This is a genomic window from Pseudonocardia sp. (genome assembly GCF_050250275.1).
GTDB lineage: Bacteria > Actinomycetota > Actinomycetes > Mycobacteriales > Pseudonocardiaceae > Pseudonocardia.
Map to the genome: position 1 here is coordinate 34,577 of NZ_JBFWOY010000033.1, position 21,136 is coordinate 55,712.

The window sequence follows — 21,136 nt, forward strand, 5'->3', positions numbered from 1 at the left end:
CCCGCGGCAACCCCGGCGCCGACCAGCGGTCCGACGGTCGTGGAGCACCCCCGCGGACACCCCGGACCGCCACACGGAGCGACGATGGCACTGGTGCCCTATCTGTCCGAGTCGGACCTCGCCGAGACCGATCGCGAACTGCTCGTCAGGCCGATCAACCTCTTCCGCGGGCTCGCCAACAGCCCCGACGGGCTGCGGCACTTCCAGGTCCTCGGCCAGTGGATCCGGCACGGGTGCGAGCTCGACCCGCGGCTGCGGGAGCTGGCGATCCTGCAGGTCGGGTACCTGACGGCGAGCCCCTACGAGTGGAGCCACCACGTCAGGATCGGGCACGACTTCGGCGTCACCGACGACGACGTCGCCCAGCTGGTCAGGGCGAGCAACGGCGAGGAGCACACCCTCGGCCGGCTGGAGACGCTCGTGCTCACCGGCGCCCGTGAGGTCACCGCGGACCGGTCGATGAGCCCGGACACCTGGTCGGCGCTGGAGAAGGAGCTCGGCCGGGCGCGGCTGGTCGACCTGGTGATCGTGGCGTCGTTCTACAACGCGGTCATCCGCATCCTCGGCACCCTGCAGATCGACGTCGAACCCGAGTACGCCGGTTACCTCGAGCAGTTCCCGCTGCCGGAGAAGCCCCTCGCGTGAGCGCCGGTGGTGGGCCCGCTCGTGCACCGGGCCCACCACCGATCGCGGCCGGCTCGCGACCCCGGGTACGCGCGTGGCAGGTGCTCGCTGCCGCCCGGCTCCTCGCGGGTCCCCCGTGAAGGTGACCTCGCCCGTCGTGAGCAGGGGCCGGTGATCCGGGGCGGTCCCGGCGCGGCGGGGCCGGGGCCGCACACCGGCGGCCCGGGCCGGCGACGGCGGCCGGGGGCGGTCAGCCGCGGCCCCGGATCCCGCCGTGGCCGCCGCCCCCACCGGTGTCCCGGGGACCTCGGTCACCGCCGGCGTCCTGCCGTGCCGTCGCGCCCGGCTCCCCCGCCCTCGCGCCGGCCGCCCGCGCGCCCGCGGCGACGTCGTCGTCGGACAGCTCGCCGAGGGTGGACTCCGCGACCCGGAACGCCTCCAGGGCCGCGGGCGCGCCGCAGTAGGCGACCGTCTGCAGCAGTGCCTCCTGGATCTCCTCCTGCGTGCAGCCGTTGCGGACCGCGCCGCGCACGTGCACCGACAGCTCGTGGTTGCGGCCCAGCGCGGTGAGCATGACGATCGTCAGCAGGCTGCGGGTGCGCCGGTCGAGCCCGTCGCGGGTCCACACCCCGCCCCACAGCGCGCCCGTCACGAACTCCTGGACGGGCCGGGAGAACTCGCTCACCGCGGCCATGGAGCGGTCGACGTGGGCGTCGCCGACGACGTCCCGGCGCACAGCGAGCCCGGCGTCCCAATGGGTGCTGCCCGGTCCGAACCCGCTCACGATCCCTCCCGGGACAGGTAGTCGTGCTGGGTGACCTCGTCGGCCCAGTTCGTCGGCCCCAGCGACACGGCGAGGTGGGTCATGATCGTGTCGGCGGTCCCGCCGTGCCAGTGCTGTTCCCCGGGCGGCACCCAGACCAGGTCGCCCGCGCGCACCACCTCGGGCGTGGCGCCCTTGGTGCACACCCAGCCCTGACCCGCCGTGACGACGAGGAGCTGGCCCGCGGTGTGGCTGTGCCAGAACGTCCGCGCGCCCGGGGTGAAGGTGACCGAGCCGATCGTCGTGCCGTCGGTGGCCGGCAGCACCGGGTCCGCGAAGACGGTCCCGGTGAACGTGTCGCTGCGCACCTGTGTCGGGGTGCCCTCCGGGGCCCGCCCCCTGACGATCTCCACGTCGGCCTCCTGTCGTCGCAACCGGATTTCGTCAGACTGTCCGACAATCTGCGGCCCGGCAACGCGGAGGTCCGGAGAGCACGGTCACACCGGCAGGCCCGGGCACGGGCCCGCCCCGTCAGGCGAGCAGTGGCGCCAGGCGGTCGGCGTGCTCGCGCAACAGGGCGACGAGCTCGAGGTTCGGGTCCGCGACCCGGCCGGCCGGGCCCGACAGCGCCAGCCCCGCGACGAGCCGTCCGTCTCCCGGGGCCCGCACCGGCACCGCGAGACAGCCCCGGTCGGCGCGCAGCTCCCCGCACTGACGCGCGAGGCCGTCGTGGGCGACCTCGTCGATGCGGGCGGCCAGCTCGCTCGTCGACGACACCGTGTGCTCGGTGAACACGCGCAGCTCCCGGACCAGCGCCCGCCACTGCGGCTGGTCGGCCAGCAGCAGCCGCCCCAGTGCGGAGACCTGCGGATAGCGGGCGAGCAGCGCGGCGTCACTGGGTGGATGGTCCGGGTCGGGGTCGACGAGCGTCACCTGCCCGGCCCCGAACGACGCGAGGTGCACGCCCCAGCGGACCATCCCGCGCAGGTGGTCGACGACGGCGCGGGCCGCGGTGGGCGGCGCCGTCGTCACCGGGACCGCCAGCCGGGCGGCGCGCCGGCCCAGCGCGAAACCCTTCAGATCGGGCAGCCGGACCAGGTACTCCTCCCCCACCAGCAGGTTCAGCAGCCGGTAGGTGGTGGCCTGCGGCAGCTTCAGCGCCGCCGAGATCTCCTTCGCGGTGATCCCCGGCCCGGCCGCGACGACCTCCTCCAGCACGGCGAGCGCGCTGCGGACGGCGCGGGGCTGCCGGCCCGAGAGCGGGAGCGGGTCCCGTGGCGCGGTCATGCGGCCCGGCCCGGGGTGCCCAGGACGTCGGCGGCGACGGTCTCGTCGTAGACCCCGATGGCCGCGACCTCCGCGGGCCGGCGCAGCCGCGCCCACACGAACCAGCCGACCGCCGCGGCGGCCAGTGCGGCGAGCACTACGACCACCGGTGTCCGGCCGGAGGCCAGGACGTAGGCGACGAGGGCGGCGAGCAGGATCGGCACGATGACCGCGGTCGCGGCGACGGCGGGCCAGGTCAGCTCGCCGATGCGGCGCAGGAACACCGGCGCCGCGAGGCACACGAGCAGGTACGCGACGAGGAACCCGCCGGTCGCGACGGTCAGCAGGAACACCAGTAGCGGCCCGAGCGCCGTCCCCGCCGCGATAGTCGCCGCGAGCCCGACGACGAGCACCGGCACGACGACGGCGATCGCGACGTGCGGGGTCGCGAAGCGGGGGTGGGTGCGGCCGAACGCGCGCGGGGCGACACCGTCACGGGCCAGCGAGAACAGGACCCGGGCGAGCGCGTTGGTGGTCGCGAGCGCGCAGGCGAAGAACGACATCGTGAGGCCCAGGTCGAGCAGCGGGGTGAGCCAGGGCCAGCCACCGGCGGCGGCGAGCGTCGGCACCGGGGCGTCCTGGGCGGCGAGCCCGCCGGGCACGGACGCGAACCCGACGACCTGGGTCTGCGCGGCGAACACGCACAGCAACCCGGAGACGGCGGCCGTCCACGTGACGGCGCGGGGCACGGTGCGGAACGGGCGGCGCGCCTCGGAGCCGAGCGCCGTCGCGATCTCGAAGCCGATGAACGCGGCGAGGGCGGGGAGCACCCCGGCGACGACACCTCCCAGCCCCGGGTTCGGTTGCGGCAGTTCGGGTCCGGCGGGCGGCGCGGCGAGCAGCAGCCCGAAGATCGCGAGCATCAGCGTGATCGACACCAGCTCGACGAGCAGCACGACCCGCGCCGAGAGCCGCACGCCACGCAGCGCCAGCGCGCCCGCGGCGAGCCCGACCACGACGACCGCACCAACGGGCACGGCCACCGACACCGGGCCGCCGAGCCGGGCGACCAGCGCCTGCAGGTAGGTCGCGCCGCCGGTCAGCGCCGCGGCCGCGAGCATCCCGTAGCCGACGAGCAGCGCCGCGCCGGACGCGAACGCCGCGCCGGGGTTGAGGCCCTTCGCCGTGAGGCTGTAGAGCCCACCGGTCGCGGCCATCCGCCGGGTGAACCGGGCGATGCAGCTCGCGACGAGCAGCGCCAGCGCCGTGGCCACGACGAACGACCACACCGTCCCGGCGCCCGCCGACGCCGCGACGATCGCCGGGGTGGCCGCCATGGCCGCCGACGGCGCCGCGCCCGACACCGACTGCGCGAACACCTCGAGCGGGGCCAGCCCGCGCCGGCGCAGCCCGTGCACGGGCGAGCGCTCCCGCAGCCGCGGCAGCACGCGTCGATCACGCAAGCGGGGCCTCCTCGCCGGACGGGACGCGAGCCTACGACTGCGCCCACCGCGGAATCCACCGTCCCACCTGCGATGACGGGTCGAACGAGAATTCCCGGCGACCGTTTCCCGGGGCGTGAGAACCGCCGCCGACCGGATTCGCGCTGCCCGGGACGGGCCTTTGACGGGGGTCGTCGCAGGCAGTGACGGTCGTCTCCCGTCCCAGCCGCCGCCCACCGGGAGACTCGACGATGAGTACTACGGACCGGCACGCCCCCCCACCCACGTCCGAGGGCCCACGCGGGCTCACCGGATCGCTCGGGGTGGGGTCGATCGTCTTCATGGTGGTGGCCGCCGCGGCCCCCCTCACCGTCATCGCGGGCACGGTCCCGCTCGGTATCGCCGCCGGCAACGGCGCCGCCTTCCCTACGACCTTCGCCCTGTGCTGCGTGATCCTGCTGCTGTTCGCGGTGGGTTTCTGCGCGATGAGCAGGCACGTCCCCGACGCGGGTGCGTTCTACGCCTACATCGCCCGCGGCCTCGGTCGCGCCGCGGGCACGGGCGCGGCGTTCCTCGCCCTCGTCACCTACACCGCGGTGCAGCTGGCGGTGTACGGCTACATCGGCGCGGTCTTCGACAGCCTGGTGCAGCACTGGGGTGGCCCGGCGCTGCCGTGGTGGCTGTGGTCGGTCCTCGCCCTCGCGATCGTCGCGGTGCTGGGGTACCGGCACATCGAGCTGTCCAGCCGGGTCCTCGGAACGCTGCTGCTCGCCGAGGTGGCGATCGTGCTGGTGCTCGACGTCGTCGTCATCGGCCGCGGCGGCGGCTCCCCCGAGGGCCTGTCGACCGCGCTGGTGCACCCGTCGGCCGTGGTGTCGGGGTCGCTGGGCATCGCGATCATGTTCGCGATCGCGTCGTTCATCGGGTTCGAGGCCACCGCGGTGTTCCGCGACGAGGCCCGCGACCCGCAGCGGACCATCCCGCGCGCGACCTACGCCGCGCTGCTCGTGATCGGGGTGTTCTACACGCTGTCGAGCTGGGCGGTCGTCTCCGCGTGGGGCGACACCGCCGCCGTCGAGCAGGCCACCGCCGACCCGGGGAACATGCTGATCACGACGATCACCAACGTGCTCGGGCCCGTCGGCGGTGACATCGCGCAGGTGCTGCTGGTGACGAGCATGTTCGCGGCGCTGCTCGCGTTCCACAACGTGCTGGCGCGGTACTACTTCTCCCTCGGTGGTTCGGGCGCGCTGCCCGCCGCGTGCGGGCGCAGCCACACCCGGCACCGGTCCCCGCACATCGCCTCGGCGACACAGTCGGTCACGGCGCTGGTCTTCGTCGCCGTGTTCGCGACCCTCGGGATGGACCCCGTGACGCAGGTGTTCGCATGGATGGCCGGCACCGCCACCGTCGGCGTCATCGCGCTGATGGCCCTCACCTGCGCGGCGGTGATCGTGTTCTTCCGCCGCGAGCGCGTCGACACCCGGCCGTGGCACACCGTCGTTGCTCCGGTGCTGGGGCTGGCGGGGCTGCTGATGTGCCTGTGGCTGACCGTCTCCAACTTCCCGACGCTCATCGGCGGATCTCCTGCCCTCGCCACCGCGATCGGTGCTGTGCTGGTGCTGGCCTTCGTGTTCGGGCTCGTGTGGTCGCGCCGCCGACCCGCCACACCGCCGCCACCCGCACCGACGTCCGACGCACCCTCGCCGGCCACCGACGCCGCCTGACCGGAAAGGACCGCCATGACTCTCGCCGAGTCCCGCACCGAATCGACCACCGGCCACCCGCTGACGATGACGACCGCCGAGGAGGTCGCCACCGTCCGCGACGTGCTCGCCGACGCCGGGCTGCTCACCGAGCACGTCCGCTACGCCTTCTTCGCGCCCGAGGAGCCCACGAAGTCCGAGGTCCTCGCCGGCGGGGACTGCGACCGCCGCTTCCGCGCCGTCCTGCTCGACATCTCGACCGGCCGCTCGTGGGACACCGTGGTCTCGACCAGGAGCCGCAGCGTGGTGTCCAACCGTGAGCTGGACCCGCCCGTCGACGGCCAGCCCCCGATCATCGACACCGAGTTCGAGATGATCGAGGACATCCTCAACGCCGACGCCGGCTGGGTCGCGGCGCTGCAGGAACGCGGGATCGCACCCGCGTCGGTGCGCGCGGTGCCGCTCTCCGCGGGCGTCTACGACTACCCGGACGAGGTGGGGCGGCGCATCGTGCGCGCCTTCGGGTTCCAGCAGGACCACGAGCGCGACCACCCGTGGGCGCACCCGATCGACGGCCTCGTCGCCTACGTCGACCTGACCCGGCGCAGCGTCGACCGGATCGTCGACGAGGCGCCGCACCCCGTGCCCGCGACCTCCGGCAACTTCGACGACCCCGAGGTCCAGGGCCCGCCGCTAGACTCGCTCAAGCCCATCGAGATCACCCAGCCACAGGGCAGGTCCTTCACCGTGGAGGACGGCCACGTCCGCTGGGGCAAGTGGGACCTGCGGATCGGGTTCAACGAGCGCGAGGGCCTCACCCTGCACCAGATCGCCTTCGACGACCGGCCCATCTGCTACCGGGCCTCGGTCGCGGAGATGGTCGTGCCCTACGCCGACCCGGCCCCGGTCCGGTTCTGGCAGAACTACTTCGACTGCGGCGAGTACATGTTCGCCCGCTACTCCGACTCGCTGCAGCTGGGCTGCGACTGCCTCGGCGACATCCACTACACCGACGCCGTCATCGCCGACGACCTCGGCAACCCGCGCACCATCCAGAACGCGATCTGCATGCACGAGGAGGACTACGGCGTCCTCTGGAAGCACTCGGACATGTTCACCGGCTCGCGCGAGACCCGCCGCCAGCGCCGTCTCGTGATCAGCTTCTTCACCCCGATCGGCAACTACGACTACGGCTTCTACTGGTACCTCTACCTCGACGGCACGATCGAGCTGGAGTGCAAGGCCACCGGCATCGTGTTCACCTCCGGCACGCCCGGCGAGTACGCGACCGAGATCGCCCCGGGCCTGGGTGCGCCGTTCCACCAGCACCTGTTCTCCGCCCGGCTGGACATGACCGTCGACGGGGTGGCCAACGCCGTCGAGGAGGTCGAGGCGCAGCGGGTGCCGATGGGCGAGGGCAACCCGTACGGCAACGCGTTCCGGCGCAGCGTGACCCGGCTGCGGCGCGAGTCCGACGCGCAGCGCCAGGCCAACGCGGCGTCGGCGCGGGTGTGGCACATCGTCAACCCGGACAAGCGCAACGCGCTGGGCCAGGAGGTCGGCTACGTCCTGCACCCCACCGGCCAGCCGACGCTGCTCGCCGACGACGCGTCGTCGATCGCGGCCCGGGCGGCGTTCTCGACGAAGGCCCTGTGGGTCACGCAGTACGACCCGGCGGAGCGCTACTCGGCGGGCGATTTCGTCAACCAGAACCCCGGCGGCGCGGGGCTGCCGGCGTGGGTGCAGGCGGACCGCCCCGTCGACGGCGAGGACATCGTCGTCTGGCACACCTTCGGGCTCACGCACTTCCCGCGCCCGGAGGACTGGCCCGTCATGCCGGTCGACTACACCGGTTTCGTCCTGAAGCCGGCGGGGTTCTTCGACCGCAACCCGGCCCTCGACGTCCCGCCGACGGTGACCGACCACTGCAGCGGCTGACCCTGCTCACGAGGTGCCGGCGCACGACATCGCGCGCAACCTCATTGCTGCTCCGCGCCGTTGCGGGCAGCGATGAGGTTGCGCGCGAGTGTGTGGGGCCGGGTCAGCCGGCCTGGGCCAGCTCCGAGGTCTCGACCATCGCGCGGGCGACGACCGGGCGCAGGGCCTCGGGGACGGGCTGGTGGGAGATCCGCAGGTGGGCGACGGCGCGGCGCAACGCCGCGACCTCGACGCGCAGGTGCTCGATCAGGGCCCGGTCCGCGGCGGCACGCTCGCTGTCGACGGCCCCGGACAGGCGCGACAGCTCGTCCACCAGCGGGCGCAGGGTTACGTCCACGTCGACACCTCTCCCTCGGCAACCGTCCCGTCACGCTATCGACGGTGCGGGCGCCCCCGACATGTGTCGCGGCCCAACGCGCGCCGACCACGGTTGGTGCCGCGGAACAACGCCGGCCCCCGGCTCGGACCCGATCGGCGGGGCCCCGGCCTGACCGGTTCGCGCCGGCGGGGAGCGGGCGGGCGGGCGCGCGGGCGCGGGTCTAGCGTGTCGCCGTGCTGCGCATCGCGATGATCGGGACGCTCGCCGTCCTCGGCGCATTCGCCGTCCTCGCCGCGACCGTGCTGGGCCCCGGCTGGTGGGCCGCCGCCGCGGTCCTGCTCGCCCTGCTCGTCGTCGCGGTGTACGACGTCGTCCAGCGCCGCCACGCCGTGCTGCGCAACTATCCGGTCGTCGGGCACCTGCGCTACCTGCTGGAGAGCATCCGGCCCGAGATCCAGCAGTACTTCGTCGAGCGCAACGTCGACGGGCGCCCGTTCGACCGCGACACCCGCAGCCTGATCTACCAGCGCGCCAAGGGGACCGCCGGGGAGAAGGCGTTCGGCACCGAGCACGACGTCAACGAGGTCGGCTACGAGTACCTGCTGCACGCGACGGTGCCCCTACCCCCGCCCGAGGAACCCCACCGGGTCCGCGTCGGCGGCCCCGACTGCGCGAAGCCCTACGACATGGCGCTGCTCAACGTGTCGGCGATGAGCTTCGGGGCGTTGTCGGCCAACGCGATCCTCGCCCTGAACAAGGGCGCCGCGGCCGGCGGGTTCGCCCACGACACCGGCGAGGGCGGGCTGTCGCGCCACCACCTCGAACACGGCGGCGACCTGGTGTGGGAGCTGGGCAGCGGCTACTTCGGCGCCCGCACCCCCGACGGCGGCTTCGACCCGGACCTGTTCGCGGCCAAGGCCGCCCACCCCGCGGTGAAGTGCGTGTCGCTCAAGCTCAGCCAGGGCGCGAAACCCGGCCTCGGCGGCGTGCTGCCCGGCCCCAAGGTGTCGGCGGAGATCGCGGCCGCCCGCGGTGTCCCGCAGGGCGAGACGTGCGTGAGCCCGGCAGCGCACCGCGTCTTCACCACACCGCGCGAGCTGGTGCGCTTCGTCGCCCGGATGCGGGAGCTCGCGGGCGGCAAACCCACCGGCATCAAGCTGTGCGTCGGCTCTCGCGTCGACGTCCTGGCCCTGTGCAAGGCCATGGTCGCCGAGGGCACCGGCCCGGACTTCGTCGTCGTCGACGGGTCGGAGGGCGGCACCGGCGCGGCCCCGCCCGAGTACGAGGACCACGTCGGCGCGCCGCTCACCGAGGGCCTGATGACCGTCCACAACGCACTCGTCGGCGTCGGGCTGCGCGAACGCGTCCGGGTCGGGGCGTCCGGGAAGGTCTCCACCGGCTCCGACATCGTCAAACGCCTCATCCAGGGCGCCGACTTCACCAACTCGGCGCGGGCGATGATGATGGCCACCGGCTGCATCCAGAGCCAGCGCTGCCACACCAACACCTGTCCCGTCGGCGTCGCCACCCAGGACCCGCGGCGGGCGGCGGCGCTCGACGTCGACGACAAGGGCGAGCGGGTGCGCCGCTTCCAGCAGGCGACGGTCGCCGAGGCGCAGCGCCTGATGGGGTCGATGGGTTCGCGCGGGCCGGCCGATCTCGGGCCGCACCAGCTGCGCCGCCGGATCGGGCACATGGACACCCGCTCCTACGCCGAGCTGTTCGACTGGCTGGCGAACGGGGAGCTGCTCGCCGAGCCACCGCGCGGCTGGGCGGGCGACTGGAACCTCGCGTCGGCCGAGCACTTCGGGCGCAGCAAGGCCTGAGCCGGCCCCGGCCCGGCGCCCGACGGTGTCGCGGCGGCTGCGCAGCTGGTCGGGGGCGTGCGCGGACGGTCGCCGTGAGCGTTGCCGCGCACGGGGTCCTACGTGGTCAGGTTCAGCTCGAAGCTGTAGAGGCTCGCGCGGTAGACGTGGGAGCCGTACTCGACGGCCCGGCCCGCCTCGTCCCACGCGGTGCGGGTCATCGTGAGGACCGCCGCGCCGCGCTGCTCACCCAGCAGCCGGGCCTCGGCCGAGGTCGCGGTCCGGGCCCCGACGACCTGCTTGGCCATCCGGGGCGCGTGCCCGCCGGCGCGGAGCAGGTCGTAGAGACCGCGACGTTCCAGCGCCTCGGGGTCGATCTCGAGCACCGACGTCGGCACCGCGTTGTGCATGAGCGCCAACGGCTCGTCGCCTGCGTAGCGCAGCCGTTCGATCCAGGTGACGTCGGCACCGAAGGGGATGCCGAGGGCCTGGGCGACGTCGTCGGGGGCGGCGACGACGCGCGCCTCCCGGACCACCGTGCGGGGTTCCTGGCCGCTCTTGAGCAGGTCGTCGTGCAGGCTCGTGAGCTCGACGGGCCGGCGCACCTTGGGGTGCACGATCTGGGTGCCGACGCCGCGCTTGCGGACGAGCATCCCGCGTTCGACCAGGTAGGAGATCGCGCGGCGCATCGTGGGGCGGGAGACGCCGAGCCGGTCGGCCAGCTCGATCTCGTTCTCCAGCCTGCTGCCGACGGGCATCTCGCCGCTCTCGATCTGCTGCTGCAGCCGGGACGCGACCTGGAAGTAGAGCGGTACGGGGCTCTCCCGGTCGATGACGACATCGGGATAGCGGATGTCACCACCGCGGACGTCCTCGGCCATACGTTCCACCCCGGTGCTCCGTTCGAATGTTCCTGACGCTTGTTTGTGAGTATGTCAGGACAAAGTATTGACGTGCTAGTGCGGCGAGCGTACATCTATCGCCGTGCCGGTCGGACTCCTCGGCGGCACGGAAGGGACCGACAGCGATGCAGCTGGGACCACCCCGATGACCGGCCCGATGAGCGGCCCGGCCACGCTCGACGTGCTGACGATGGGCCGCCTGGGCGTCGACATCTACCCGCTCCAGATCGGCGTCTCGCTGCGCCAGGTGGAGACCTTCGGCAAGTACCTCGGCGGCAGCGCCGCCAACGTCGCGGTCGCCGCGGCCCGCCACGGGCGCCGCGTCGCGATCGACACCCGCACCGGCGCCGACCCGTTCGGCGAGTTCCTCCACGACGCCCTGCGCGGCTACGGCGTCGACGACCGGCTCGTGCGTCCCGTCGCCGACCTGCCCACGCCCGTCACCTTCTGCGAGATCTTCCCGCCCGACGACTTCCCGCTCTACTTCTACCGCCGTCCCTCCGCGCCGGACCTGCAGATCCGCACCGACGAGCTCGACCGCGACGCCGTGTGCGGCGCATCGGTCCTCTGGGTCACCGGCACCGGGCTGTGCGAGGAGCCGAGCCGCTCGGCGACCCTGGCCGCGCTCCGCATGCGCGCCGAGAACGGCGGCGGGCTCTCGGTGCTCGACCTCGACTACCGGCCGATGTTCTGGTCCTCGCGCGAGGACGCCCGCGCCGCCTATGCGCAGGCCCTGCCCTACGTGAGCGTCGCCGTCGGCAACCTCGACGAGTGCGACACCGCCGTCGGGCAGCGCGAGCCGCGTCCGGCCGCCGCCGCCCTGCACGACGCGGGGATCGAGCTGGCCGTGGTGAAGCAGGGCCCGGCCGGTGTGCTCGCGTCGGCGACCGGCGGGTCACCCCTGCTGGCCGAGGGCGTGCCCGGCCAGGTCGAGGTGCCGCCGGTGCCGGTCGAGGTCGTCAACGGTCTCGGCGCGGGCGACGCGTTCGGTGGTGCGCTGTGCCACGCGATGCTCTCGGGCTGGGAGCTCGACCACGCGATGCGGTTCTGCAACGTCGCGGGCGCGATCGTCGCCTCGCGGCTGGCCTGCTCCGACGCCATGCCCACGACCGGCGAGGTCGACGCGGTGCTGGCGGGGACGCGGATCGAGGAGGTCGTCGGTGCCTGACCCCGCAGCCACGCCGGGCCGGCTCGGCCTCGGCGATCTCGTCGAGACCCGGGTCCACCGCCCGGCGCTGATCGCCGAGGCCGCCGCCCGCCGCGCCCGACCGGACTCGGTCCTCGCCGAGCACGGCAAGCTGATGATGATCGCCGCCGACCACCCGGCCCGCGGCGCGCTGCGCGCCGGCGACAAGCCCCTCGCAATGGGCGACCGCGCCGACCTGCTCGACCGGCTCTGCGTCGCGCTCGCCCGGCCGGGCGTCAACGGCGTGCTCGGCACCCCGGACATCCTCGAGGACCTGCTCCTGCTGGGGGCGCTGGAGGGCAAGGTCGTCGTCGGGTCGATGAACCGGGGCGGGCTCGCGGGCACCGCGTTCGAGATCGACGACCGCTTCACCGCCTACGACGCCGCCGCCATCGCCGCCGCCGGGTTCGAGGGCGGCAAGATGCTCACCCGCATCGACCCCGACGACCCCGGCACCGTCGCGACGCTGGAGGCGTCAGGACGTGCGGTCAGCGCCCTGGCCGGGCACGGTCTGATGGCCATGATCGAGCCCTTCATCTCCCACCGCGACGCGGGCGGCCGGGTCCGCAACGAGCTGACCGCCGACGCGATGGTCCGCGCGACCGCCGTCGCGGCCGGTCTGGGCACCACGTCGGCCTACACATGGCTGAAGGTGCCGATCGTCGACGAGATGGAACGGGCCATGGAGGCCACCACGCTGCCGGCGCTCATCCTCGGCGGCGAGGTCGCCGACGACCAGGACGCCGCCGTCGCCGGCTGGGCCAAGGCCCTCGCGCTGCCGACGGTCCAGGGCCTGGTCATCGGCCGGTCGCTGCTCTACCCGCCCGGCGACGACGTCGCGAAGGCCGTCGACACGGCGGTGGGGATCCTGTGAACAAGTTCGTCGTGCGACACGGGGACACCGCTGACGGCGTCTTCGATCTGGTGGTGACGCCCGAGTCCGCGGGGTGGGGATACAGCTCGCTGCGCGTGCTCGACCTGCCCGCCGGCGGCAGCGCCACCTTCGCCACCGGCGAGGACGAGACGGTCGTGCTGCCGCTGTCGGGGTCCTGCGTCGTCGAGGTCGACGGCGAGACCTTCGAGCTGGCCGGGCGCCGCGGCGTCTTCACCCGCGTCACCGACTTCGCCTACGCCCCGCGCGACGCCCGGGTGACGGTGTCGTCGGCGGCCGGTGGCCGGTTCGCGCTGCCCGCCGCCCGCGCGACCCGGCGGCTGCCCGCGCGCTACGGCCCCGCCGAGGGTGTGCAGGTCGAGCTGCGCGGTGCCGGGCAGTCGAGCCGGCAGGTCAACAACTTCTGCACCCCGGCGGCGTTCGAGGCCGACAAGCTCATCGCCGTCGAGGTGCTGACGCCGGAGAGCAACTGGTCGTCCTACCCCCCGCACAAGCACGACGAGGCCCGCGAGGGCGAGGCCCGGCTCGAGGAGATCTACTACTTCGAGGTCGCCGACGGCGGCCCCGGCTTCCAGCGCGTCTACACCTCCGGGCCCGGCCGCGAGATCGACGTCTGCGCCGAGGTCCGCTCCGGCGACACCGTGCTGATCCCGCACGGCTGGCACGGCCCGTCGATGGCCACGCCCGGCTACCACCTGTACTACCTCAACGTCATGGCCGGCCCGGACCCCGAGCGCGCGTGGCTGATCTGCGACGACCCGGCCCACGGCTGGGTCCGCGACACCTGGGCGGCGCAGGAGATCGACCCCCGGCTGCCCCTCACGACCACGACGGAGGCATCTCAGTGACCGTCCGGCTCACCGTCGCCCAGGCGCTCGTGCGGTTCCTCGCGAACCAGTACAGCGAGCGCGACGGCGTCGAGCAGCGGCTGATCCCGGGCTGCTTCGGCATCTTCGGCCACGGCAACGTCGCCGGCGTCGGGCAGGCGCTGCTGCAGGCCGCCCGCACCGGCGAGGCCGACCTGCCCTACCACCTGGCCCGCAACGAGCAGGGCATGGTGCACGCGGCCGTCGGCTACTCCCGCATGCGCAACCGCTGCCAAGCCATGGCGTGCACCGCGTCGATCGGCCCGGGATCGACGAACATGCTCACCGGCGCGGCCCTCGCGACGACGAACCGCATCCCGGTCCTGCTGCTGCCCAGCGACGTCTTCGCCACCCGCGTCGCGTCGCCGGTCCTGCAGGAGCTGGAACGCCCCGACACCGGCGACGTCTCGGTCAACGACGCCTTCCGCCCGCTCTCGCGCTTCTTCGACCGGGTCTGGCGGCCCGAGCAGCTGCCGTCGGCGCTGCTGGGTGCGATGCGCGTGCTCACCGACCCGGCCGAGACCGGCGCGGTGACGATCGCGCTCCCCCAGGACGTGCAGGCCGAGGCGCACGACTGGCCCGAGGAGCTGTTCGACCGCCGGGTCTGGCACATCGCCCGGCCCGTCCCGGAGCCCGCAGCGGTCGCCCGCGCGGCCGCACTGATCCGTGGGGCCCGGCGCCCCCTGCTCGTCGCCGGCGGCGGCGTCCACTACTCGCAGGCCTACGACGCCCTGCGCGCCTTCGCCGAGGCCACCGCGATCCCGGTCGCCGACACCCAGGCCGGCAAGGGCGCGCTGCTCTGGGACCACCCGCAGGCCGTCGGCGGTGTCGGGTCGACCGGCTCCCCCGTCGCCAACGCGCTCGCCCGCGAGGCCGACGTCGTCATCGGCGTCGGGACCCGCTGGAGCGACTTCACCACCGCCTCACGCACGGCGTTCGCGAACCCGGACGTCCGGTTCGTGAACCTCAACGTCGCCGCGTTCGACGCGGGCAAACACGCCGGGGCGTCGGTGGTCGCCGACGCCCGGGGCGGGTTGGAGGCGCTCGCCGACGCGGTCGAGGGGTACCGCGTCGGCGAGGCCGCCCTCGCCGCCTACACCGGGCACCGCGAGCGCTGGACCCGCGTCGTCGACGACGCCTACCACCTCGGCCACACCCCGCTGCCCGCCCAGACCGAGGTACTCGGCGCGCTCGACGACGTCCTCGACCCGCGCGACGTCGTCGTCCAGGCGGCCGGCTCGCTGCCCGGTGACCTGCAGATGCTGTGGCGGGCGCGCGAGGAGAAGGCCTACCACGTCGAGTACGCCTACTCCTGCATGGGCTACGAGATCGCCGGCGCCCTCGGGGTCAAGATGGCCGCCCCCGACCGCGAGGTGTTCGCCCTGGTCGGCGACGGCTCCTACCTGATGATGAGCAGCGAGATCGTGACGGCCGTGTCCGAGGGGATCAAGCTGAACCTCGTGATCGTGCAGAACCACGGCTTCTCCTCGATCGGGTCGCTGTCGGAGTCACTGGGCTCCCAGCGGTTCGGCACGTCCTACCGCTACCGCGACCCCGCGACCGGCGAGCTCGACGGGGACACACTGCCCGTCGACCTGGCCGCCAACGTCGCGAGCCTGGGCGCCGACGTCATCCGGGTCGCCACGATCGCCGAGCTGCGCGAGGCGATCGCCACGGCGCGGGCGTCGGACCGGACGACGGCGATCCACATCGAGACCGACCCGCGCGCGCCGGTCCCGTCGCCGGAGAGCTGGTGGGACGTGCCCGTCTCCGAGGTCTCCGCACTGGACTCGACCCGCGAGGCACGCAAGACCTACGAGCACGCCAAGGCGTCGCAGCGGCCCCTGCTGGGTCCTGCGTCAGGAGGGGACGACCGTTGAGGACCATCACCCACTGGATCGGCGGCAAGCCCGAGACCGGGACGTCCGGCCGCACCGCGCCCGTGTGGAACCCCGCGACGGGGGCGCAGCAGGCGGAGGTGGTGCTCGCCGACGTCGCCGACGTCGACGCCGCCGTCCGCTCGGCCGCCGCGGCCTTCGAGGACTGGTCCCAGTCGTCGCTGTCGGCCCGGACCAGGGTCCTCTTCGCGTTCCGCGAGATCGTCCACGCCCGCATCGGTGAGCTGGCCGAGGTCGTCTCCGACGAGCACGGCAAGGTCGTCTCCGACGCCCGCGGCGAGGTGCAGCGCGGCCTCGAGGTCGTCGAGTTCGCCTGCGGCATCCCGAGCCTGCTCAAGGGCGACTTCTCCGACCAGGTCTCCACCGGCGTCGACGTGTACTCCTTCCGCGAGCCGGTCGGCGTCTGCGCGGGCATCACGCCGTTCAACTTCCCGGTGATGGTCCCGATGTGGATGCACCCGGTGGCGATCGCGTGCGGCAACACGTTCGTCCTCAAGCCGTCGGAGCGCGACCCGTCGGCGTCGATGCTCGTCGCCGAGATGTGGGCCGAGGCCGGGCTGCCCGACGGCGTGTTCACCGTGCTGCACGGCGACAAGACCGCCGTCGACGCCCTGCTCGACCACGACGACGTCGCCGCGGTCTCGTTCGTCGGCTCCACCCCGATCGCCCGCTACATCCACGAGCGCGGCACCGCCGCCGGCAAGCGGGTGCAGGCACTGGGCGGGGCGAAGAACCACGCCGTCGTGCTGCCCGACGCCCCGCTCGACTTCGCCTCCGACCACCTCGTCGCCGCCGCGTTCGGCTCGGCGGGCGAGCGCTGCATGGCGATCTCCGCGGCCGTCGCCGTCGGCGGGGCGGGCGACGAGCTCGTCGCCGCCGTCGCCGAGAAGGCCCGCGCGGTCAAGGTCGGCCCGGGCCGCGACGACACCTCCGAGATGGGCCCCGTCGTCACCGCCGCAGCGCGCGACCGCATCGTCGGGCTCATCGGCACCGGCGAGGCCCAGGGCGCGACGCTCACCGTCGACGGCCGCGGGCTCACCGTCGCAGGCCACGAGGACGGCTTCTTCGTCGGCCCCACCGTGTTCGACAATGTCACCCCCGACATGGACGTCTACGCGCAAGAGATCTTCGGCCCGGTGCTGGCGGTCGTGCGCGCGTCGACCGTCGACGAGGCCATCGCGCTGATCAACGCCAACCCCTACGGCAACGGCACCGCCATCTTCACCTCCTCCGGCGAGGCGGCGCGGCGGTTCCAGCGCGGGGTGAAGGTCGGGATGATCGGGGTGAACGTGCCGATCCCGGTCCCGATGGCCTACTACTCGTTCGGCGGCTGGAAGGACTCCCTGTTCGGGCAGTCCCACATCCACGGCCCCGAGGGCGTCGCGTTCTACACCCGCGCGAAGGTCGTGACGTCGCGCTGGCCGCAGGTCGCCGCGGCGAGCGAGGCCGGCTTCCACTTCCCCACGGCAAAGTGATGACCTCCCTCGACAAGCTCACCCTCGGCACCGCCCCCGACTCCTGGGGCGTGTGGTTCGCCGCCGACCCCCACCAGGTCGGCTGGCAGACCTACCTCGACGAGATCGCGCAGGCCGGCTACTCCTGGACCGAGCTGGGCCCGACAGGGTTCATGCCGCAGGACCCGGCGCAGCTGCGCGACGAGCTCGCCGCCCGCGACCTGAAGGTGTGCGGCGGGACGATCTTCGCCGGCCTGCACCGCGGCGCCGACGCCCTCGACGACGCGGTCGAGGCCTGCGCGAAGGAGGCCCGGCTGCTCACCGCCGTCGGCGCCCGCCACCTCGTGCTGCTGCCCGAGCAGTACACCGACATGCACACCGGCGAGGCGACGCAGGCCGGGGACATCGACCCCGACCAGTGGAAGAACCTCACCACCGGTTACGACCGGCTCGGGCGCATCCTCGCCGAGGAGCACGGCGTCGACCTCGTCTTCCACCCGCACGCCGACACCCACGTCGACACCCAGGTCCGCGTCGAACGGTTCCTCGCCGACACCGACCCGCAGTTCGTCAACCTGTGCCTGGACACCGGGCACATCTCCTACTGCGAGGGCGACAACGTCGCCATCGTGGAGCGGTTCCCCGAGCGCATCCGGTACGTCCACCTCAAGCAGGTGGATCCCGTCGTGCGCGACCGCGTACGCCGCGAGAAGCTCTCGCTGGCCGAGGCGGTACCGCTGGGTGTCATGGTCGAACCGCCCTACGGCGAACCGGCCATGCCACCCCTGCTCGACGCGCTGGCCGCCGTCGACACCGACCTGTTCACCGTTGTCGAGCAGGACCTCTACCCGGTCGAGCCGCACATCCCGCTGCCGATCGGCGCCCGGACCGCGGGCTACCTCCGCGGCTGCGGGCTCGGGCCGGTACGCCGCTGGCCCTACTGACACCGCAGTAGCAACTCCACCGCAGTACCGACTTCCGCAGTACCGACGTCCGCAGTACCGACTTCCACCGCAGGACCGACATCGCGGTCCCCTTGCAGTCCCCTTGCAGCCCGGTCCGGGCTGACGTCCTCCGAAGGGAAATCTCAACGATGAGAAAGCGCATGGCGGTGCGTGGGCTGGCCGTGGTGGCCGCGCTCAGCGCGGCTCTGGCCGCGTGCAGCAGCCAGGGCGGCGCGAACGAGAACAGCAGTTCGGGCGCCCCCGCCGTCGGCAACGCCGGCGGCCAGCAGTACACGATCGCGATGGTGACCCACGAGGCACCGGGTGACTCCTTCTGGGACAAGATCCGGGCCGGCGCCGAGCAGGCCGCCAAGGAGCTCAACGTCACCCTCAAGTACTCGAACAACAACGACGCCGGGCAGCAGGCGACGCTGGTGCAGAACGCGATCGACTCCAAGGTCGACGGTCTCGCCGTGACCCTGGCCTACGCCGACCAGGTCGGCCCCGCCGCCCAGAAGGCGGTCCAGGCCGGCATCCCGACCGTCGCGTTCAACTCCGGCATCAACGAGTACACCAAGTACGGCATCGGCATGTACTTCGGCTCCGACGAGACCCTCGCGGGCCAGTCGGCGGGCCAGAAGATGACCCCCGGCGGCAAGGCGATCTGCGTCGTGCAGGAGCAGGGCAGCGTCGCGCTCGAAGCGCGCTGCGCCGGCGTGAAGGCCACCTTCCCGAACACGGAGAACCTCCAGGTCAACGGCACCGACCTGCCGTCGGTGCAGCAGACCATCGGCGCGAAGCTGCAGCAGGACCCGTCGATCACCTACGTGGTCACCCTCGGCGCGCCGATCGCACTCGCCGCAATGCAGGCCAAGCAGGGTGCGAACAGCCAGGCCAAGATCGTGACCTTCGACCTCAACGCCGACGTCGCGAACGCCATCAAGAGCGGCACCATCGAGTTCTCGATCGACCAGCAGCCCTACGTCCAGGGCTACATGGCGGTGCAGGCGTTGTGGCTCAACCTGACCAACGGCAACGACATCGGCGGTGGCAAGCCGGTCCTGACCGGTCCGTCGTTCGTCGACAAGTCCAACATCGAGAAGATCGCGACGTACGCCGCGAACAACACGCGCTGAGTCGCCCCGCGGGGGCCGGGTACACCCCGGCCTCCGCGGGAACCCTCCCGACGTCCCACCTCGAGTCACCGAGTCACACCCCTGGAGCACGCGATGAGTACATCCGTGGAGACAGAGCCGTCGCCGGAACCCTCGCCACCCACGTCGGGCGTGGACGAGCCGGTCCGGGTCCAGCGTTCCTTCGCCGCCCGAATGCTCGCCCGTCCCGAGATCGGGGCGCTGGCGGCCGCGATCGCGATCTTCATCTTCTTCTTCGCCGTCGCCGCGCCCTTCCGGACGCTGCCCGCCTTCGCGACGGTCCTCTATGCGAGCTCCACCATCGGCATCGTGGCCGTCGCGGTCGCGATGCTGATGATCGGCGGCGAGTTCGACCTGTCCGCCGGTGTCTCCGTCGCCACCGCGGCCCTCGCCTCGGCCATGATCGCCTACCAGTTCAGCCTCAACGTCTGGGTGGGCGTGCTGGTCAGTCTGCTGATCACGCTCGCGATCGGGTTCGTCAACGGGTATCTGGTGATGCGCACCGGCATCCCCAGCTTCCTGATCACACTCAGCACGTTCTTCGTCCTGCAGGGGATCAACCTCGGTGTCACCAAGCTCGTCACCGGCACCGTGGCCACCACGAACATCGACCGGCTCGACGGCTTCGCCTCGGCCCGGGCGGTCTTCGCGGGCGACCTGAACCTCGGGTTCATCACCGTCAAGATCACGGTGCTGTGGTGGCTGCTGTTCGTCGCCGTCGCGACCTGGATCCTGCTGCGCACCAAGACCGGGAACTGGATCTTCGCCTCCGGCGGCAACAAGGAGTCCGCCCGCGCGGTCGGCGTGCCGGTCAAGCGGGTCAAGATCGGCCTGTTCATGGGTGTCGCCTTCTGCGCCTGGTTCCTGGGCATGCACCTGCTGTTCAACTTCTCGTCCGTGCAGGCCGGCCTGGGTGTCGGCAACGAGTTCATCTACATCATCGCCGCGGTCGTCGGCGGCGCCCTGCTGACCGGTGGCTACGGCTCCGCGATCGGCTCGGCGCTGGGCGCGTTCATCTTCGGCATGGTGACCCAGGGCATCGTCTTCGCCGGCTGGGACCCCAACTGGTTCAAGGCGTTCCTCGGCGCGATGCTGCTGCTCGCCGTGCTGGTGAACCTCTACGTCAAGAACCTCTCGAACCGGAGGCGGTAGACCATGACCGACACGATCGCCGAACACGCGGCATCCGACCTGAAGGCCGGCACACCCCTGGTACAGATGCAGGGCGTCGGCAAGGCCTACGGCGCCATCCGCGCCCTCGAGGGCATCAACCTCACCGTCAACGCCGGCGAGGTGGCCTGCGTCCTCGGCGACAACGGCGCGGGCAAGTCCACCCTGATCAAGATCATCTCCGGGTTGCACCCGCACACCGAGGGCGAGCTCAAGGTCGACGGCCAGGTGCGCCAGTTCGCCTCACCGCGCGAGTCGCTCGACGTCGGGATCGCGACCGTCTACCAGGACCTCGCCGTCGTGTCCCTGATGGAGGTGTGGCGCAACTTCTTCCTGGGCTCGGAGATCCGCAAGGGCAACTACCCGGGTGCGCCACTGGACATCAAGGGCATGCGCGAGATCGCCGACGAGGAGCTCAAGAAGATGGGCATCCACGTCAAGGACATCAACCAGCCCATCGGAACCCTGTCCGGCGGGCAGCGCCAGTGCGTCGCGATCTCGCGTGCGGTGTACTTCGGCGCCCGCGTGCTGATCCTCGACGAGCCCACCGCTGCGCTGGGCGTCAAGCAGTCCGGCGTCGTGCTCAAGTACACGGCCGCCGCCCGTGACGCGGGCCTGGGCGTCGTGTTCATCACCCACAACCCGCACCACGCCTACATGGTCGGCGACCACTTCATCATCCTGAAGCTCGGCCGCTGCGTGCTCGACCGCAAGCGTGCCGAGGTCTCCCTCGAGGAGCTCACCACGCAGATGGCGGGCGGCCAGGAGCTCCAGGAGCTCCAGCACGAGCTCAAGCGTTAGAAAGGG

At 72.6% G+C, this 21,136-nt stretch carries 19 protein-coding genes; 13 read left to right on the forward strand and 6 right to left on the reverse strand.

Features of this window, described 5'->3' with window-relative positions; translation table 11 throughout:
* Positions 1 to 84: 84 nt before the first annotated feature.
* Positions 85 to 645, forward strand: coding sequence for a carboxymuconolactone decarboxylase family protein (locus AB7F12_RS25430; RefSeq protein ID WP_428498125.1), 561 nt, complete (start codon positions 85 to 87; stop codon positions 643 to 645).
* A 229-nt stretch (positions 646 to 874) separates the two neighbouring features.
* Here the strand turns inward: AB7F12_RS25430 and AB7F12_RS25435 are convergent, their stop codons facing one another.
* The 4 genes from AB7F12_RS25435 to AB7F12_RS25450 all read right to left on the reverse strand — a co-directional run bounded on the left by AB7F12_RS25435 (position 875) and on the right by AB7F12_RS25450 (position 4,116).
* The gene (locus AB7F12_RS25435) at positions 875 to 1,408 is read right to left on the reverse strand and encodes a carboxymuconolactone decarboxylase family protein (protein WP_428498126.1); all 534 of its coding nucleotides are present in this window, start codon (positions 1,406 to 1,408) and stop codon (positions 875 to 877) included.
* On the reverse strand, positions 1,405 to 1,800 hold the full coding sequence (locus AB7F12_RS25440) for a cupin domain-containing protein (protein ID WP_428498127.1): 396 nt from the start codon (positions 1,798 to 1,800) through the stop codon (positions 1,405 to 1,407). Before AB7F12_RS25440 ends, AB7F12_RS25435 begins: the two co-directional genes overlap by 4 nt.
* Before the next feature lie 118 nt (positions 1,801 to 1,918).
* Complete coding sequence (locus tag AB7F12_RS25445) at positions 1,919 to 2,674, reverse strand: IclR family transcriptional regulator (RefSeq protein ID WP_428498128.1); 756 nt, start codon at positions 2,672 to 2,674, stop codon at positions 1,919 to 1,921.
* A complete protein-coding gene (locus AB7F12_RS25450) occupies positions 2,671 to 4,116 on the reverse strand; it encodes an APC family permease (RefSeq protein ID WP_428498129.1) in 1,446 nt (481 codons plus the stop codon). The genes AB7F12_RS25445 and AB7F12_RS25450 overlap by 4 nt, the downstream gene beginning before the upstream one ends.
* Positions 4,117 to 4,346: 230 nt before the next feature.
* Between AB7F12_RS25450 and AB7F12_RS25455 the strand changes: the two genes are divergently transcribed.
* The gene (locus AB7F12_RS25455; RefSeq protein WP_428498130.1) at positions 4,347 to 5,822 is read left to right on the forward strand and encodes an APC family permease; all 1,476 of its coding nucleotides are present in this window, start codon (positions 4,347 to 4,349) and stop codon (positions 5,820 to 5,822) included.
* Positions 5,823 to 5,837: 15 nt separating this feature from the next.
* A complete protein-coding gene (locus AB7F12_RS25460) occupies positions 5,838 to 7,739 on the forward strand; it encodes a primary-amine oxidase (protein WP_428498131.1) in 1,902 nt (633 codons plus the stop codon).
* Between the two features lie 103 nt (positions 7,740 to 7,842).
* On the opposite strand, the gene AB7F12_RS25465 is transcribed toward AB7F12_RS25460, so the two are convergent.
* Positions 7,843 to 8,076 (reverse strand): hypothetical protein, encoded by a 234-nt coding sequence (locus tag AB7F12_RS25465; RefSeq protein ID WP_428498132.1) that lies wholly within the window; start codon positions 8,074 to 8,076, stop codon positions 7,843 to 7,845.
* 215 nt (positions 8,077 to 8,291) lie between these two features.
* Here AB7F12_RS25465 and AB7F12_RS25470 point away from each other — a divergent pair, with 215 nt between their 5' ends.
* A complete protein-coding gene (locus AB7F12_RS25470; RefSeq protein WP_428498133.1) occupies positions 8,292 to 9,884 on the forward strand; it encodes an FMN-binding glutamate synthase family protein in 1,593 nt (530 codons plus the stop codon).
* 98 nt (positions 9,885 to 9,982) lie between these two features.
* Here the strand turns inward: AB7F12_RS25470 and AB7F12_RS25475 are convergent, their stop codons facing one another.
* Positions 9,983 to 10,744 (reverse strand): GntR family transcriptional regulator, encoded by a 762-nt coding sequence (locus tag AB7F12_RS25475; RefSeq protein ID WP_428498134.1) that lies wholly within the window; start codon positions 10,742 to 10,744, stop codon positions 9,983 to 9,985.
* A 166-nt stretch (positions 10,745 to 10,910) separates the two neighbouring features.
* On the opposite strand from AB7F12_RS25475, the gene iolC reads away from it, so the two are divergent.
* From iolC to AB7F12_RS25520, 9 genes are all read left to right on the forward strand, one after another.
* On the forward strand, positions 10,911 to 11,933 hold the full coding sequence (gene iolC, locus AB7F12_RS25480; RefSeq protein ID WP_428498135.1) for a 5-dehydro-2-deoxygluconokinase: 1,023 nt from the start codon (positions 10,911 to 10,913) through the stop codon (positions 11,931 to 11,933).
* Positions 11,926 to 12,825, forward strand: coding sequence for a Cgl0159 family (beta/alpha)8-fold protein (locus tag AB7F12_RS25485; RefSeq protein ID WP_428498136.1), 900 nt, complete (start codon positions 11,926 to 11,928; stop codon positions 12,823 to 12,825). Before iolC ends, AB7F12_RS25485 begins: the two co-directional genes overlap by 8 nt.
* On the forward strand, positions 12,822 to 13,691 hold the full coding sequence (gene iolB, locus AB7F12_RS25490; RefSeq protein WP_428498137.1) for a 5-deoxy-glucuronate isomerase: 870 nt from the start codon (positions 12,822 to 12,824) through the stop codon (positions 13,689 to 13,691). The genes AB7F12_RS25485 and iolB overlap by 4 nt, the downstream gene beginning before the upstream one ends.
* On the forward strand, positions 13,688 to 15,589 hold the full coding sequence (gene iolD, locus AB7F12_RS25495) for a 3D-(3,5/4)-trihydroxycyclohexane-1,2-dione acylhydrolase (decyclizing) (protein WP_428518011.1): 1,902 nt from the start codon (positions 13,688 to 13,690) through the stop codon (positions 15,587 to 15,589). The genes iolB and iolD overlap by 4 nt, the downstream gene beginning before the upstream one ends.
* Positions 15,586 to 17,082: a CoA-acylating methylmalonate-semialdehyde dehydrogenase gene (locus tag AB7F12_RS25500; protein ID WP_428518013.1), complete on the forward strand. Its 1,497-nt coding sequence runs from the start codon at positions 15,586 to 15,588 to the stop codon at positions 17,080 to 17,082. Before iolD ends, AB7F12_RS25500 begins: the two co-directional genes overlap by 4 nt.
* Positions 17,082 to 18,005, forward strand: a complete 924-nt coding sequence (locus AB7F12_RS25505) for a TIM barrel protein (protein WP_428498140.1) — start codon at positions 17,082 to 17,084, stop codon at positions 18,003 to 18,005. Before AB7F12_RS25500 ends, AB7F12_RS25505 begins: the two co-directional genes overlap by 1 nt.
* A gap of 149 nt (positions 18,006 to 18,154) precedes the next feature.
* Complete coding sequence (locus AB7F12_RS25510) at positions 18,155 to 19,141, forward strand: substrate-binding domain-containing protein (RefSeq protein ID WP_428498141.1); 987 nt, start codon at positions 18,155 to 18,157, stop codon at positions 19,139 to 19,141.
* 93 nt (positions 19,142 to 19,234) lie between these two features.
* Entirely contained in the window at positions 19,235 to 20,311 is a 1,077-nt protein-coding gene (locus tag AB7F12_RS25515) for an ABC transporter permease (protein WP_428498143.1), read from the forward strand.
* A gap of 3 nt (positions 20,312 to 20,314) precedes the next feature.
* On the forward strand, positions 20,315 to 21,130 hold the full coding sequence (locus AB7F12_RS25520; protein WP_428498144.1) for an ATP-binding cassette domain-containing protein: 816 nt from the start codon (positions 20,315 to 20,317) through the stop codon (positions 21,128 to 21,130).
* Positions 21,131 to 21,136 lie beyond the last annotated feature (6 nt).